We start from the raw sequence: 14,204 nt of genomic DNA, 5'->3' as shown, positions 1-14,204 counted from the left end.
TCACGCCTGGCAGCGCGGGCACCAGTACAGCTTTCGGGCGCCGATCTCCTCGAGAACGATGTCGGTTCCGCAGACGCGGCAGGGCAGGCCGGTGCGGTGGTACACCCAGTGCCGGTCGTCACGATGCGCCATCGCGGCGCGGTACTGGTCGGGCGTGAGGTCGTCCATGGTCATCATCTGACCCGTCTCCACGCCGATCGCGAGAAGGCGCACCCAGTCCCGCCAGAGCGCCCGCACGGTCGCCTCGGGCACGTCCCGTCCTGGAGTGTGCGGGTTGAGCTGGGCACGGAACAGCAGCTCCGCGCGGTACACGTTGCCGATCCCGCTGACCACTCCCTGATCCATGAGGAGGAGAGCGATCGGCACCGCCCTGCGCCGCACCGCGGCGACGAACCGCTCCTCGCCCTCACCCACGTCCCCCACCAGCGGGTCCGGCCCGAGCTTCGCGACGGTGGCGAGCATCTCGTCCGGCGTCTGCAGCACACAGGCGGTCGGCCCGCGGAGATCGGCGCACGTGGAGTCGGTCATCAGGCGCAGGCGCACCTGTCCCACCACGGGCGGCGGCCACTCGGCGCCCTCGTCCGCGAGCCCCTTCGTGGCCTCGGACATGCGCACGTGCACCCGGGTCTTGCGCGGGGCGCCGATGGACGCCAGCGAGTTCTCGCCCGCGTCGTCGAGGATCGGGGCGTCGTGCGTGGATGACGCGTCCAGATCGGTGCCGCGCTGATTCGTCTGGCCCATCCGCCCGTTCGCCGAGGCGATCGTCGGATCCACGAGGATCTCGCCGGAGAAGTCCCAGGCGCCGTAGAGGCCGAGGTGCACACGCAGCCACAGATCCCCCTCGGTCTCGAGGAACATCTGCTTGCCGACCGCCTGGACGCGCTCCACCGCACGACCGTCGAGCAGCGCGGCGCCCTCTGCGAACCGCCCCTGCGGACTGGACGCGGAGACGGGCTTGCCGACGAAGTTGCGCGCGAACTGCCGCGCGATCCGGTGGACGGAATGGCCCTCGGGCATCAGGCGCGCGGGTCCGGCAGCAGCGAGCCGTCGCGCTCGAAGTCCGCGATCTGCCCGATCCGGCGCACGTGCCGCTCGTCCTGCGAGAACGGCGTCGCGATGAAGCGGTCGATGAACGTCGTGACCTCGTCGAAGCTGTGCTGGCGCGCCCCGATGGCGATCACATTCGCGTCGTTGTGCTCGCGGGCGAGCTCGGCCGTCGCGATGCTCCACACCAGGGCGGCGCGGATCCCCTCGACCTTGTTCGCCGCGATCTGCTCGCCGTTGCCGGATCCGCCGAAGACGATCCCGAGCGCCTCGACGCCCGCGCGCTGGTCGGCGATGGTCGCCTGCGCCGCCCGGATGCAGAACGCCGGGTAGTCGTCCAGGGCGTCGTACTCGATCGGCCCGTGGTCGACGACCTCGTGCCCCGCCTCGGCGAGATGATGCTGCAGCTGCGTGGAGAACTCGAGACCGGCGTGATCGGTGGCGATGTGGATGCGCATGCCTCAATCCTACGGAGCGGTGCGACCGCCGCGGGGCGGCGTGACGCACCCCCGCGGAGGGGTCAGGGCGCGATGCCGGCCGCCGCCGGCTTGAAGCCTGCGCGGATGTTCTCGCAGCACCCGGGGCGGCACACGTCGAACGCGGGACCGAGTGCCGTGACGTGCGCGCGGTCCGCCGCGGGGCGACCCTCGAGTCGCTCCTGGATGAGGTCGACGATCCCCGCCACGAAGGAGTCCGATACCCCCGGTGTCGGCGTGCGCACGAACGCGAGGCCCGCCTCGGCGGCCGCGTCCTTGGCCTCGGTGTCGAGATCCCAGAGCACCTCCATGTGGTCGCTCACGAAGCCGAGCGGGACCACGGCGACCGCGGTGCGACCGCGCGCGGGCAGCTCCTCGATCACATCGCAGATGTCCGGCTCGAGCCACGGCTGCGAGGCGGGGCCGGAACGCGACTGGTACACGAGCTCCCAGGGCACGTCCGCGGCGGCGGGCAGCAGCTCCGCCACGCGGCTCATGACCCACGCCGCGACGGCCTCATGCTGCGCGGCGTACGCTCCGCCCGGGCCCCAGTCGACGTCGCGCGGACCGGAGCGCAGCGCATCGTCGGTCGGCACGCTGTGCGTGGTGAACAGGACCTGGATCGCCTCGGCCTCGGCGCCGTCGGCGGTGAAGGCGGCGATCGCGTCGCGCACGCCCTCCACGAACGACGCGACGAACCCGGGGTGGTCGTAGAACGGGCGGATCTTGTCGATCGTCACCGTCTCGCCCAGCCCCGTCTCCTCCAGCACACGGGCGAAGTCCTCGCGGTACTGCCGGCAGCTGGAGAACGAGCTGTACGCGCTGGTGGCGAACGCCAGCAGCGTCGTGTCGCCGCTCTCCGACGCCGCGGTCACGGCATCGGACAGGTACGGCGCCCAGTTGCGGTTGCCCCAGTACACCGGAAGGTCGATCCCGCGGCGTGCGAGCTCCGCCTCCAGCGCGGCCTTGAGCGCGCGGTTCTGCGCGTTGATCGGGCTCACCCCGCCGAAGTGCCGGTAGTGATGCGCGACCTCCTCGAGCCGCTCATCCGGGATCCCGCGGCCGCGCGTGACGTTGCGCAGGAACGGGATCACGTCGTCCTGGCCCTCGGGCCCGCCGAAACCCGCGAGCAGGATCCCGTCGTAGGCGACGGGGGTCTCGACGAACTCGGGCCCGCTCGCGGCAGGGGCGGAAGCGAAGGGAACGGTTGCTGCGGTCACGTTTCGAGCACTCACCCTCCCATCTTCCCCTGAAGTTCCTTTGCCGCTGCCGAGCGCCGCCGCGGCACCAGCGTCGAGGCGGCACGAGCACGCGAGAACAGGCGACACGCGCTCTGGCGTAGGCTGGGACGGTTGCCGCCGGCGCCAGCAGCGCGGACCTTGCGGCCGAACCCCTCACCCCCTGGGAGTCTGAGCAGTGCCTGGAGAGAACCTCACCCGCATCGAGGCGCAGGAGCGCCGCGCGATCGTCGACACCGAGTCGTACGAGATCGCGCTCGACCTGACCAAGGGCGCGGAGGTGTTCGGATCCCGCAGCGTGGTGCGCTTCACCGCGACCGAGGGGTCCTCGACCTTCATCGACCTGATCGCGCGCGAGGTGCGCGAGATCACCCTGAACGGCGAGCAGATCGACCCGACCTCGGCATACGCCGACTCGCGCATCGCGCTCGACGGCCTGGCGAGTTCGAACGTGCTCGTCGTGGACGCCGACTGCGAGTACACGAACACCGGCGAGGGCCTGCACCGCTTCGTGGATCCCGTCGACGACGAGGTCTACCTCTATTCGCAGTTCGAGGTGCCCGACTCGCGTCGTGTCTTCGCCGTGTTCGAGCAGCCCGACCTCAAGGCGACGTTCCAGTTCACGATCACCGCGCCCGCCGCGTGGAAGGTCGTCTCGAACTCCCCCACCCCGGAGCCGATCCACCACGACGCGTCGAACGGATCCGGATCCGACCAGACTGGTGCCGTCGCGACCTGGGGCTTCGAGCCCACTCCGCGGATCTCGTCGTACATCACCGCGATCATCGCCGGCCCGTACGAGGAGACATTCTCCGAGCTGACCAGCGCGTCCGGCAACGTGATCCCCCTCGGCGTCTACGGACGCAAGAGCCTGTGGGAGCACCTCGACGCCGACTACATCTTCGACAAGACCCGCGAGGGCTTCGCCTACTACGAGGAGAAGTTCGGGGTCCCGTACCCGTTCGCGAAGTACGACCAGCTCTTCGTACCGGAGTTCAACGCGGGCGCCATGGAGAACGCGGGCGCGGTGACGTTCACCGAGACCTACGTGTTCCGCAGCAAGGTGACCGACGCCGTCAAGGAGCGTCGCGTCGTGACGATCCTGCACGAACTCGCGCACATGTGGTTCGGCGACCTCGTCACCATGAAGTGGTGGAACGACCTGTGGCTGAACGAGTCGTTCGCCGAGTGGGCGTCGACGATCGCGACCGCCGAGGCTACCGAGTGGACCGAGGCCTGGACCACCTTCAACGCCATGGAGAAGACCTGGGCCTACCGTCAGGACCAGCTGCCCTCCACGCACCCCGTCGTCGCCGAGATAAACGACCTCGACGACGTGCAGGTGAACTTCGACGGCATCACCTACGCCAAGGGCGGATCCGTCCTCAAGCAGCTCGCCGCGTGGGTGGGCATCGAGGCGTTCTTCGCCGGCGTCTCGGAGTACTTCAAGAAGCACTCATGGCAGAACACCGAGCTCAGCGACCTCCTGGTCGAGCTGGAGCGCACCAGCGGTCGCGATCTCACCGTCTGGTCGAAGAAGTGGCTGGAGACCGCGGGCGTCAACACGCTCGCGCCGGTCATCGCCGAGGCCGGCGACGGCTCGATCTCGCGCTTCGCGGTCACCCAGACCGCGCCCGCCGACTACCCGACGATCCGCCCGCACCGCCTGGGCATCGGCTTCTACAACCTCGATGCGTCGGGCGCTCTCGTGCGCACGCACCACGTCGAGGTGGACGTCGACGGCGACCGCACCGAGATCCCCGAGCTGCAGGGCCTGAAGCGCCCCGACCTCGTGCTGCTCAACGACGAGGACCTCGCCTACGCGAAGATCCGTCTCGACGAGCGTTCCCTCGCGACCGCCGTCGCGCACCTCGCCGACATCAGCGACCCCCTCGCCCGCTCGCTCGTGTGGGGCGCGGCCTGGGACCAGACCCGCGACGCCGAGAGCGCCGCGAGCGACTACATCGACCTCGTGCTCGGCAACATCGGCCGCGAGACCGAGTCGACCACGGTGCGCACCACGCTCAGCCAGCTGCAGACCGCGGCCGCGCTGTACGTCATGCCGGAGCACCGGGACGCTGCCCGCACCCGCGTGGCTGACGGTCTGTGGGCCCTCGCCCAGGGCGCCGAGGCAGGTTCCGACAGCCAGCTCCAGTTCGTCACCGCCTTCGCGAACTCGCTCACCACTCCCGAGCACGCCGATGTCGTCCGTCGCCTGCGCGACGGCGTGCTGACGCTCGAGGGACTCGCGATCGACACCGACCTCTCGTGGCAGCTGCTCGTCGGGCTCGCCATGGTGGGCGCCGTCGACGGCGCCGCGATCGATGCCGCGCTGGAGAGCGACAACACCGCCAAGGGCGGGGAGTTCGCCGCCCAGGCGCGGGCCGCGCTGCCGACGCCCGAGGACAAGCAGGCCGCGTGGTCTTCGCTCGTCGAGCATGATGACCTGTCCAACACGCTCGTCCGCTCGGCGGCACTCGGCTTCACGCACCCGGCCGGGGTCGCGCTGCTCGAGCCGTTCGTCGCGCAGTACTTCGACGCGCTGCTCTCGATCTGGGAGGGGCGCACCTTCCAGGTCGCGAACTACCTGATCGTGGGCCTGTACCCGAAGGCGCTCGCGAACACCGCCCTGCGCGATGCGACCCGCGCCTGGCTCTCCGCCCATCAGGACGCCGCCCCTGCACTGCGCCGCCTCGTGTTCGAGAATCTCGCCGACGTGGAGCGGGCGCTGGCCGCCCAGGCCCGCGACGCCGAGTCCGTCGAGGTCGTGACCGCCGACGCGCAGAGCTGACGCACGACGTCGAAGGGCCGGAGGGAATCTGCTCCCTCCGGCCCTTCGACGTCTCGCGCTCGCTCCGCGTCGTCTCGAGCCCATCCGGCGTGCGGCGCCCTGGGAAGCGGCGTCGCCGTTCAGAACCCGCCAAGGGCCCCGGTCATAGGATCGTGAGCGATGAACATCGTCCCCTTCGAGAACCAGGCTGCCAAGGTCGCCGACGTGTGGGCCCAGATCCTCACCGTCCTCGGCGACATCGGAATGAAGGCGCTCTGGAGCGCCGTGACGATCGTCGTGTGCGCCGTGATCGCCTACGCGCTCCGCTTCGTCATCCGGCGGATCGTGCGTCGGATCGTCGCGGGCGCCAAGTCGAAGGCGGAGGTCACCGACACGCGCGCGCTCGAACGCTCGCCGCTCGCGGACATGCGGCTGGTGCAGCGCACGCGGACGCTCGGCACGATCCTGCAGAACATCGTCAACGTGATCCTCGTCGTGGTCGCGGTGGTGCTGATCGTGAACATCATCGAACCCACCCTCCTGGGATCCCTGACCCTGCTGACGGCGGCGGTCGGTGCGGGGCTCGGCTTCGGCGCGCAGAACATCGTCAAAGACGTGCTGAACGGCATGTTCCTGGTCGCCGAGGACCAGGTCGGCATCGGCGACGTGGTGGACCTCGGTCTCGCGTCGGGCGTCGTCGAGTACGTCAGCGTGCGCATCACGCAGGTGCGCGACGCGAACGGAACGCTCTGGTACGTCCGCAACGGCGAGATCACCCGGATCGGCAACATGTCGCAGGGGTGGGCGCGCGCGATCATCGACCTCGGGGTGCCCGCGGACGCGGACGTCCCCGCTGTCGAGGACGCGCTGCTCGCCGCCGCACAGGGGCTCGCCAAGGATCCGAAGTGGCGCACCCGCATCGTCGAGAAGCCCGAGATCTGGGGCCTGGAGTCCATCGAGGGCGACGCACTCGTGATCCGCGTGGTGATGAAGACCCGCACGAATGCGATGGACGACGTCGCGCGCGAGCTGCGGATGCGACTGCGCGACACCATGATCGGCCTGGATCTGACGGTCCCCAGCATGGCCACCGTGCAGCTCGCCGGCCCCGAAGGCGCCCGCCGCGTCCACGGTGCGAACCCACCGCGCACCCGCCCCAATCCCGTCACGACTCCGCCGGTTCCCGAGCGCGGATTCTGGCGGAAGAAGAAGACCGACGCGGACAAGCCGGCCACGGTCACCCCGCCACCGCGCACCAAGCCCGCTCCGACGACCTCCTCCGCGCCGAAGAAGGCCGAGAAGCCCAAGACCCCGCCGTCCTCCCCGCAGAGCCTCCCCCTCCCCCCGCTCCCCGAGGCGCAGAACCCGCAGGATCCGCAGAACCCCGGAGACGACCTATGACCGAGCCCGTGTCCTTCTACGACGAGGTCGGCGGCCACGCGACATTCCAGCGTCTCGTCGAGGTGTTCTACCGCGAAGTGGCTCTCGATCCGGTACTCAAGCCGATGTACCCGGAGGAGGATCTCGGCCCGGCCGAGGAACGCCTCCGCATGTTCCTGGAGCAGTACTGGGGCGGACCCACGACCTACGGCGACCAACGAGGACACCCGCGGCTGCGGATGCGGCACATGCCGTTCCACGTCGATCCCGACGCCCGCGACCGCTGGCTGCGCTGCATGCGCACGGCGGTGGACGACGCCGGGCTCTCTCCCATCCACGAGGCGACCCTGTGGGACTATCTCGAACGCGCCGCGCATGCGATGGTGAACACGTTCGAACCGAGCCGCGCCGGCGCGGCCGGCGCACCGACCCCCGACGGACGCCCCGTCCTGTAGGCGACGTCCACCGCTCACCGAGTTCGATGGAGATCTCATGACCGCGACCACGACCACCCACTCGACCGACGTCCTCGTCATCGGCTGGGGCCTGTCCGGCCTCGTCGCGGCCGCAGAGGCCGCTGCCGCGGGCAGACGCGTGATCGTCCTGGATCAGGAGCCGCGCACGAACCTGGGCGGGCAGGCATGGTGGTCCTTCGGCGGGCTCTTCCTCGTCGACTCCCCCGAACAGCGCCGCATGGGCATCACGGACTCCTACGAGCTCGCCCGACAGGACTGGTTCGGCAACGCCGGCTTCGATCGCGATGAGGACGCATGGCCGCGGCGCTGGGCGGAGGCGTACCTGCAGTTCGCGAGCGGTGAGAAGCGCGCGTGGCTGCGGGAACGCGGCGTCGGCTTCTTCCCCGTGGTGGGCTGGGCCGAGCGCGGCGGCTACGGAGCGCTCGGCCCCGGCAACTCGGTGCCGCGCTTCCACATCACCTGGGGCACCGGGCCGGGCGTGGTCGCGCCGTTCCAGACGGCGCTCGAGCAGGCGGAGCGGACAGGGCGCCTGACGGTGCTCCCCCGGCATCGCGTCACCGCCCTCACCGCCCAGGACGGGGTCGTCACGGGTGCGCAGGGCGAGATCCTGGCGTCGACCGGCGCAGCCCGCGGCGAGCAGAGCGATCGTCAGCCGGTCGGCGCCTTCGAGATCACCGCTGCGGCGACGATCGTGACCTCGGGCGGCATCGGCGGCAACCACGACCTCGTCCGCGCGGCCTGGCCCGAGCGCCTGGGCACGCCGCCTGCCGACATGCTCACGGGAGTGCCCGCCTACGTGGACGGATCCATGCAGGCCGTGGCATCCGCGGCGGGCGCGCGGCTGATCAACGGCGACCGCATGTGGCACTACGTGGAGGGCATCCGCAACTGGGATCCGGTCTGGCCCGGCCACGGCATCCGGATCCTGCCCGGTCCGTCCTCGCTGTGGCTGGACGCCACGGGACGGCGCCTGCCGGTGCCGCTGTACCCGGGCTTCGACACGCTCGGCACCCTCGCGCACCTGCGCACGACGGGGCACGACCACTCGTGGTTCGTGACGACGCGGCAGATCGTGGAGAAGGAGTTCGCGCTGTCCGGCAGCGAGCAGAACCCCGACCTCACGGGCAAGGACGTGCCGCTCCTCGTGCGCTCACGGCTCGCGAAGGGTCCGACCGACCCCGTGCAGGCGTTCTTGGACAAGGGCGAGGACTTCATCGTCGAGGACGATCTCGGCCGGCTCATCGCGCGGATGCAGGAGCTCCCCGGTGGGGACGCCCTGGAGCCGGAGCGGGTGCGCGAGGAGGTCGTCGCGCGCGACCGCGAGATCGGCAACGACTTCACCAAGGACGCGCAGATCGCGATGCTGCGCTCCGCCCGCGCCTACCGCGGAGACCGGCTGATCCGCACCGCCGCCCCGCATCGATTGCAGGATCCCTCCGCCGGGCCGCTGATCGCGCTGCGGCTGCGGGTGATCACCCGCAAGTCCCTCGGCGGCATCGAGACGGACCTGGACGGCCGCGCTCTCGACGCCCAGGGCGCGGTCGTTCCCGGACTCTACGCCGCCGGCGAGGCGAGCGGCTTCGGCGGCGGCGGCGTGCACGGCTATCGGGCGCTGGAGGGAACCTTCCTCGGCGGGTGCCTGTTCTCGGGGCGACAGGCGGGCCGCGCGGCGGGTCAGGCGGTCTGACCTCGGTTGGGAGTCTGGACCTCGCCCATCGGGAGTGCCAGGATCGCGGCATGGACGCGGAAGAGCTGCGCGCACGCCAGGCCCCGCTCAAGGAGAGCTACCGGCAGGATCCCGCCCGCGCACGGGTGATCTCCGGCGCGACAGGCGACTACCGCGACCCGGGCATCACCGCGACGATCGATGGATGGGCGGGGCCGGTCCGCGCCGGACAGCATCCCGCGACCGGGGGCGACGGATCCGACGCGTGCTCCGCGGACCTGCTCATGCAGGCGCTGCTGGGCTGCGTCGGCGTGACCTTTCGAGCCGTCACCACCGCGATGGGCGTGGCCGTGCAGAACGTCGAGCTCGCGGCGGAGTGCCACTGGGACGCGCGCGGCACCCTCGGTCTGGACCGCGAGGCGCCGGTCGGGGTCCGCGACATCGCCGTGACGATCACGATCGACAGCGACGCCGACGACGGGCGTCTGGCACGGATCGCGGCGTCGACCGAGCGGTACTGCGTGGTCGGGCAGAGCCTGGCGTCCCCTCCGACGATCACCGTCGTGCGACGCTGACCGCCCCGACGCGAACGGGAGCCTCCGCTGACCTCCGGCGGCGCCTCAGCCGGCGGCGCCGGTCGCGCGCACCGGGGTCAGCCCCACCGCGGCGGGACCGCGGCTGAGCACGTGGCCGCGCGCGAACGCGAGACGCGTCCAACGGCCGGACGTGGTGATCGGCACCTGCTCGGCGCCGGAGATGAAGCCGAAGGCGTGGGCGGCGAACGCGATACCGCGAGGCAGGCCGAGGAGGTCCTCGTCCGGCTCGCCCCAGATGGCAGCGCGCAGCGCGCGGACCGCGTCCTCCCCCGCGCCGGCCGGGGAGCCGTGGGCGACGGCGGAGATCCCCCACTGCGCGCGCTGCGCGATGACATCGGCGCCGAGGGTTCCCATCGGTGCCCAGCTTCCCCGGGGCGGGGCGACACCTGCCCAGGCGGGGCTGCGTCCGACGTCGGGCAGGGCGAGCGAACGCGGATCGTCGGTGGCGGTGAGCTCATCGATCACGATGTCGCAGCGCAGCTCGGGATCCGCCCGTACGATCCGCATCGCGAGGATCGTCGGCGTCGCATCGAACAGGGTCTGAGGGACGAGCGCGGCCGCCGTCATGGCGAGCACGCCGCCGTCGGCCTGCAACCGCACCCCCTCGTCGCCGGCTCGCGCGGCCCGGGAGACGAAGGTGAGCGCATCGCGCGCGGTATCGGCATCGGCGAGGATCAGCGGCGTGGGCACGCCCTCTAAACTAGCAACCGGTCGCGGCCGGTCCCCCCGGTGTGTCGCGCCGCGGAAAGGAACCCATGACGCACGACGAGCACGCCCGCCGGTCTGTCGAGATGCTGCTGGGGATCCTCGATCTCGACTCCTCGGACGCCCGCACGACCGAGGACATCTTCACCGGCGTGTCGCACCCGATGCCCACGGGGCGGATCTACGGCGGGCAGGTGCTCGGCCAGTCGATCATCGCAGCCGAGCGGACGATGCCGGAAGGCCGCGTCCCGCACTCCATGCACGGATACTTCCTCCGTGCCGGGGACGCCTCTCAGGGACTCACGTTCGCCGTGGACCGGATCCACGACGGCCGCTCCTTCTCGACCCGGCGGGCGCAGGCCTATCAGAACGGGGTGCCGATCTTCTCGATGATCGCATCGTTCCAGGACGAGAACCCGGGCATCGAGCACGCGGAGCCGATGCCCGAGGGCATCCCCGATCCCGAGGATCTCGAGCCAGACGAGGCACTGTCGGACGGGATCCACCCGCTGTCCCGGCGCATGCTCACCGATCGGCCCGTGGACATGCGTCACGTGGAAGGACCGCTGTTCGGCGCAGCGGGCGCGGAGGACTCCGCGCACCAGGCGGTCTGGATGCGCATGCGCGCGCCCTTCCCCGACGATCCTGCCCTGCACCGCGCGGCGCTGGCGTACCTCAGCGACATGTCGATCCAGGAGTCGATCCTCCGCGCGCACGGACTCAGCTGGAACCTACCGGGCCTGAAGGTCGCGAGCCTGGATCACGCCATGTGGTGGCACCGTCCGGGCCGTGTGGACGACTGGCTGCTGTACGTGCAGGAGTCGCCGAACGCCCGGGGAGGCCGCGGCCTCGCGACGGGGCGGATCTACGACCGCAGTGGCGGGCTCGTCGCCAGCGTCGCCCAGGAGATCACGATCCGGGTGCCCGAGGCCTGATGGCCTGCGGCCGGTGTCACCGGGCCGGAATGTGTGCAGCACTGCTCAGCAGCGCGCGGGCGCCGCTCAGCGGTGTGCGTAGACGATCGACGGTCCGGAGAAGGGCGCCCATGCCTCGCGCATCTCAGGTGCGATCCGGGTGGGACGACCGGTGGCCGCGTCCACGAGCACGATGATCGCGGTCGAGCGCGCGTACAGCACGCGCTCCTCGAACGCCGCGTCGTTGTACACCTCGTAGCAGACCTCGATGCTGGATCCGCCGAGCTTCCCGAACCACATCTGCACCTCGAGCGGGTGTCGTTGGTAGGGCACAGGAGCGAGGTACTCGATCTCCTGCCGCGCGACGAGCGTGATCACGCCGGCGTCGAGCCCCGAACTCAGCACGGCCGTGCTCGGGCCGTGCTCGCCCTCGCCGGGGCGCCAGAAGGCCCGCACCCGCGCCTCCTCGAGCAGCTTCAGCATCGAGGTGTTGTTGACGTGGTTGAAAGCGTCCAGATCGCCCCAGCGCAGGTGGATCGGAATGTGCAGACGCTCCCCCGCCGCGGCCCCGTCAGGAGCCGCAGCGTCGGGAGAGCCGCTGCCGCGCGCTGAACCCGTCGAAGCGTCAGTCACGCGTCAGCCTGCGGTGCGTCGAGCGGTGCGGGTTGGCCGCATCCGCGCCGAGGCGCTCGATCTTGTTCGCCTCGTAGGACTCGAAGTTGCCCTCGAACCAGTACCACTGGTCCGGGTTCTCATCCGTGCCCTCGTACGCCAGGATGTGTGTCGCGATCCGGTCCAGGAACCACCGGTCGTGCGTGATCACGACGGCGCAGCCGGGGAACTCCAGCAGCGCGTTCTCCAGCGAGCCCAGGGTCTCCACATCGAGGTCGTTGGTGGGCTCGTCGAGCAGGAGCAGGTTTCCGCCCTCCTTGAGGGTCAGCGCCAGGTTCAGCCGGTTGCGCTCGCCGCCGGAGAGGATCCCGGCCTTCTTCTGCTGGTCCGGACCCTTGAAGCCGAACTTGGAGACGTACGCCCGGGACGGGATCTCGACCTTGCCGACCATCATGATGTCCAGGCCGTCGGAGACGACCTCCCACAGGGTCTTGTCAGGGTCGATGTTCGCGCGGGACTGGTCGACGTAGCTGATCTTGACCGTCTCGCCGACCTTGAGGTCGCCGCCGTCCAGCGGCTCCAGGCCCACGATCGTCTTGAACAGCGTGGTCTTGCCGACACCGTTCGGGCCGATCACGCCGACGATGCCGTTCGGCGGCAGGCTGAAGCTCAGACCATCGATGAGCGAGCGGTCGCCGAAGCCCTTCTGCAGCTTCTTCGCCTCGATGACGACGCTGCCGAGACGCGGACCCGCGGGGATCTGGATCTCCTCGAAATCGAGCTTCCGTGTCCGCTCGGCCTCCGAGGCCATCTCCTCGTAGCGGGCCAGACGCGCCTTCGACTTGGTCTGGCGCCCCTTGGCGCTCGACCGGACCCACTCCAGCTCGTCCTTGAGGCGCTTGGCGAGCTTGGCGTCCTTCTTGCCCTGGATGTCGAGCCGCTCGGCCTTCTTCTCCAGATAGGTGGAGTAGTTGCCCTCGTAGCCGATCAGGCGGCCGCGATCGACCTCGGCGATCCACTCGGCCATGTTGTCGAGGAAGTACCGGTCGTGGGTGATCGCGATCACCGCGCCCTTGTAGGCCTGCAGGTGCTTCTCCAGCCACAGCACGCTCTCGGCGTCGAGGTGGTTGGTGGGCTCATCGAGCAGGAGCAGATCAGGCTTCTGGAGCAGGAGCTTCGCGAGCGCGACGCGACGCTTCTCGCCGCCGGAGAGCTTGGTGACCGGCTCGTCGGCCGGCGGGGTGCGCAGCGCATCCATGGCTTGCTCGAGCTGGGAGTCGAGGTCCCATCCGTCGGCCGCGTCGATCTCCTCCTGCAGGACGCCCATCTCGGCGAGCAGCGTGTCGAAGTCGGCGTCGGGGTCGGCCATCTGCGCGGAGATCTCGTTGAAGCGGTCGAGCTTGGCCTTGATCGCGACGCCCTCCTGGATGTTCTCCAGGACGGTCTTCGTCTCGTCGAGCTCGGGCTCCTGCATCAGGATTCCCACGCTGAAGCCGGGGCTGAGCTTGGCCTCGCCGTTGGAGGGGGTGTCGAGCCCCGCCATGATCTTGAGGATGGTGGACTTTCCGGCGCCGTTGGGACCGACCATGCCGATCTTCGCTCCGGGCAGGAACGCCATCGTGACGTCGTCGAGAATGAGCTTGTCGCCGACCGCCTTGCGGGCGCGGACCATGGAGTAGATGTATTCGGCCACGAGGGCGCTCCTTCTGTCGTGGTGACGACGGTTGCGAAAGGCTGCGGGTCGCTCTCCGGGCCGTATGCCGCGGGATCGACACTCCAGCCTACCCGGGGCGGTGCGCTTCTCTCCGCGTGAAGGGCTAGGGCGCGACGGCCACGGTCTTGCCGATCAGGCAGCGTCCGCCCTCCACCTGCGGCAGCACCGCGGTCACCGGATCCCCGGTGGACGGCCCGACCTGCCCGACCAGGCAGCGGTCCTTCCCCCAGCGCACGGAGAACTGGATGCTCTCCGCGGGATTGCCCACGGTCGACTCGTCCGCGGTGACCTGCATGTCGGTCCGGGCGAACCCGGCGGCGGCGAGAGCGTCGATGTACGCCGAACCCGAGGCGCGGCTCGACCCGGCCCAGACCTGTGCGACGACGCCGGCGAACAGCGGAAGGTTGTCCTCGGCCGAGCCGTCCGGGTGCAGTACCGGCGCCACGGACGGTGACGCCGTCGCGCCGTCCTTCGCCACGGCGGTGGCCGAGGACGCGGACGGCGTCGGCACCCCGCTCGTGCAACCGGTCAGGACGAGCGTCGCAGCCACGGCCAAGAGCGCGAGCGGGCGGATCACGAGTGTTCGAGCGGCCGCAGCCTGGGATCCACGCAC

General features: G+C 70.4%; 13 protein-coding genes. 6 read left to right on the top strand and 7 right to left on the bottom strand.

Going from position 1 to position 14,204, the window contains the following annotated elements:
- The 3 genes from LXM50_RS03865 to LXM50_RS03855 form a co-directional block, all read right to left on the bottom strand.
- Positions 1 to 1,017, bottom strand: coding sequence for an Fpg/Nei family DNA glycosylase (locus LXM50_RS03865; RefSeq protein WP_233309950.1), 1,017 nt, complete (start codon positions 1,015 to 1,017; stop codon positions 1 to 3).
- A complete protein-coding gene (locus LXM50_RS03860) occupies positions 1,017 to 1,502 on the bottom strand; it encodes a ribose-5-phosphate isomerase (RefSeq protein WP_233309949.1) in 486 nt (161 codons plus the stop codon). The genes LXM50_RS03865 and LXM50_RS03860 overlap by 1 nt, the downstream gene beginning before the upstream one ends.
- Before the next feature lie 62 nt (positions 1,503 to 1,564).
- The gene (locus LXM50_RS03855; protein ID WP_233309948.1) at positions 1,565 to 2,740 is read right to left on the bottom strand and encodes a ferrochelatase; all 1,176 of its coding nucleotides are present in this window, start codon (positions 2,738 to 2,740) and stop codon (positions 1,565 to 1,567) included.
- Between the two features lie 196 nt (positions 2,741 to 2,936).
- Here LXM50_RS03855 and pepN point away from each other — a divergent pair, with 196 nt between their 5' ends.
- The 5 genes from pepN to LXM50_RS03830 all read left to right on the top strand — a co-directional run bounded on the left by pepN (position 2,937) and on the right by LXM50_RS03830 (position 9,625).
- Complete coding sequence (pepN, locus tag LXM50_RS03850) at positions 2,937 to 5,549, top strand: aminopeptidase N (RefSeq protein WP_233309947.1); 2,613 nt, start codon at positions 2,937 to 2,939, stop codon at positions 5,547 to 5,549.
- 159 nt (positions 5,550 to 5,708) lie between these two features.
- On the top strand, positions 5,709 to 6,929 hold the full coding sequence (locus LXM50_RS03845) for a mechanosensitive ion channel family protein (protein WP_374107796.1): 1,221 nt from the start codon (positions 5,709 to 5,711) through the stop codon (positions 6,927 to 6,929).
- Positions 6,926 to 7,363, top strand: coding sequence for a globin (locus tag LXM50_RS03840; RefSeq protein WP_233309946.1), 438 nt, complete (start codon positions 6,926 to 6,928; stop codon positions 7,361 to 7,363). The genes LXM50_RS03845 and LXM50_RS03840 overlap by 4 nt, the downstream gene beginning before the upstream one ends.
- Positions 7,364 to 7,400: 37 nt before the next feature.
- On the top strand, positions 7,401 to 9,071 hold the full coding sequence (locus tag LXM50_RS03835) for an FAD-binding dehydrogenase (RefSeq protein WP_233309945.1): 1,671 nt from the start codon (positions 7,401 to 7,403) through the stop codon (positions 9,069 to 9,071).
- Between the two features lie 50 nt (positions 9,072 to 9,121).
- Positions 9,122 to 9,625 (top strand): OsmC family protein, encoded by a 504-nt coding sequence (locus LXM50_RS03830; RefSeq protein ID WP_233309944.1) that lies wholly within the window; start codon positions 9,122 to 9,124, stop codon positions 9,623 to 9,625.
- 45 nt (positions 9,626 to 9,670) lie between these two features.
- Here LXM50_RS03830 and LXM50_RS03825 read toward each other — a convergent pair whose 3' ends face one another.
- Positions 9,671 to 10,336: a hypothetical protein gene (locus LXM50_RS03825; RefSeq protein WP_233309943.1), complete on the bottom strand. Its 666-nt coding sequence runs from the start codon at positions 10,334 to 10,336 to the stop codon at positions 9,671 to 9,673.
- Between the two features lie 65 nt (positions 10,337 to 10,401).
- On the opposite strand from LXM50_RS03825, the gene LXM50_RS03820 reads away from it, so the two are divergent.
- A complete protein-coding gene (locus LXM50_RS03820) occupies positions 10,402 to 11,286 on the top strand; it encodes an acyl-CoA thioesterase II (RefSeq protein ID WP_233309942.1) in 885 nt (294 codons plus the stop codon).
- 66 nt (positions 11,287 to 11,352) lie between these two features.
- Here LXM50_RS03820 and LXM50_RS03815 read toward each other — a convergent pair whose 3' ends face one another.
- The 3 genes from LXM50_RS03815 to LXM50_RS03805 form a co-directional block, all read right to left on the bottom strand.
- Positions 11,353 to 11,814 (bottom strand): thioesterase family protein, encoded by a 462-nt coding sequence (locus LXM50_RS03815; RefSeq protein WP_233310086.1) that lies wholly within the window; start codon positions 11,812 to 11,814, stop codon positions 11,353 to 11,355.
- A gap of 76 nt (positions 11,815 to 11,890) precedes the next feature.
- Positions 11,891 to 13,570, bottom strand: coding sequence for an energy-dependent translational throttle protein EttA (ettA, locus tag LXM50_RS03810; protein WP_233309941.1), 1,680 nt, complete (start codon positions 13,568 to 13,570; stop codon positions 11,891 to 11,893).
- Positions 13,571 to 13,694: 124 nt separating this feature from the next.
- Positions 13,695 to 14,204, bottom strand: coding sequence for a hypothetical protein (locus LXM50_RS03805; protein WP_233309940.1), 510 nt, complete (start codon positions 14,202 to 14,204; stop codon positions 13,695 to 13,697).

The sequence above is a fragment of the Microbacterium sp. Au-Mic1 genome (assembly GCF_021341785.1).
Lineage (GTDB): Bacteria > Actinomycetota > Actinomycetes > Actinomycetales > Microbacteriaceae > Microbacterium.
This window is presented reverse-complemented; position numbering and strand designations above follow the sequence as displayed.

Excerpts from the sequence above, each read along its gene's own strand:
- LXM50_RS03845 (WP_374107796.1), top strand. The coding sequence starts at position 5,709 with ATGAACATCGTCCCCTTCGAGAACCAGGCTGCCAAGGTCGCCGACGTG.
- LXM50_RS03840 (WP_233309946.1), top strand. The coding sequence starts at position 6,926 with ATGACCGAGCCCGTGTCCTTCTACGACGAGGTCGGCGGCCACGCGACA.
- LXM50_RS03830 (WP_233309944.1), top strand. The coding sequence starts at position 9,122 with ATGGACGCGGAAGAGCTGCGCGCACGCCAGGCCCCGCTCAAGGAGAGC.
- LXM50_RS03820 (WP_233309942.1), top strand. The coding sequence starts at position 10,402 with ATGACGCACGACGAGCACGCCCGCCGGTCTGTCGAGATGCTGCTGGGG.
- LXM50_RS03865 (WP_233309950.1), bottom strand. The coding sequence starts at position 1,017 with ATGCCCGAGGGCCATTCCGTCCACCGGATCGCGCGGCAGTTCGCGCGC.
- LXM50_RS03835 (WP_233309945.1), top strand. The coding sequence starts at position 7,401 with ATGACCGCGACCACGACCACCCACTCGACCGACGTCCTCGTCATCGGC.
- LXM50_RS03860 (WP_233309949.1), bottom strand. The coding sequence starts at position 1,502 with ATGCGCATCCACATCGCCACCGATCACGCCGGTCTCGAGTTCTCCACG.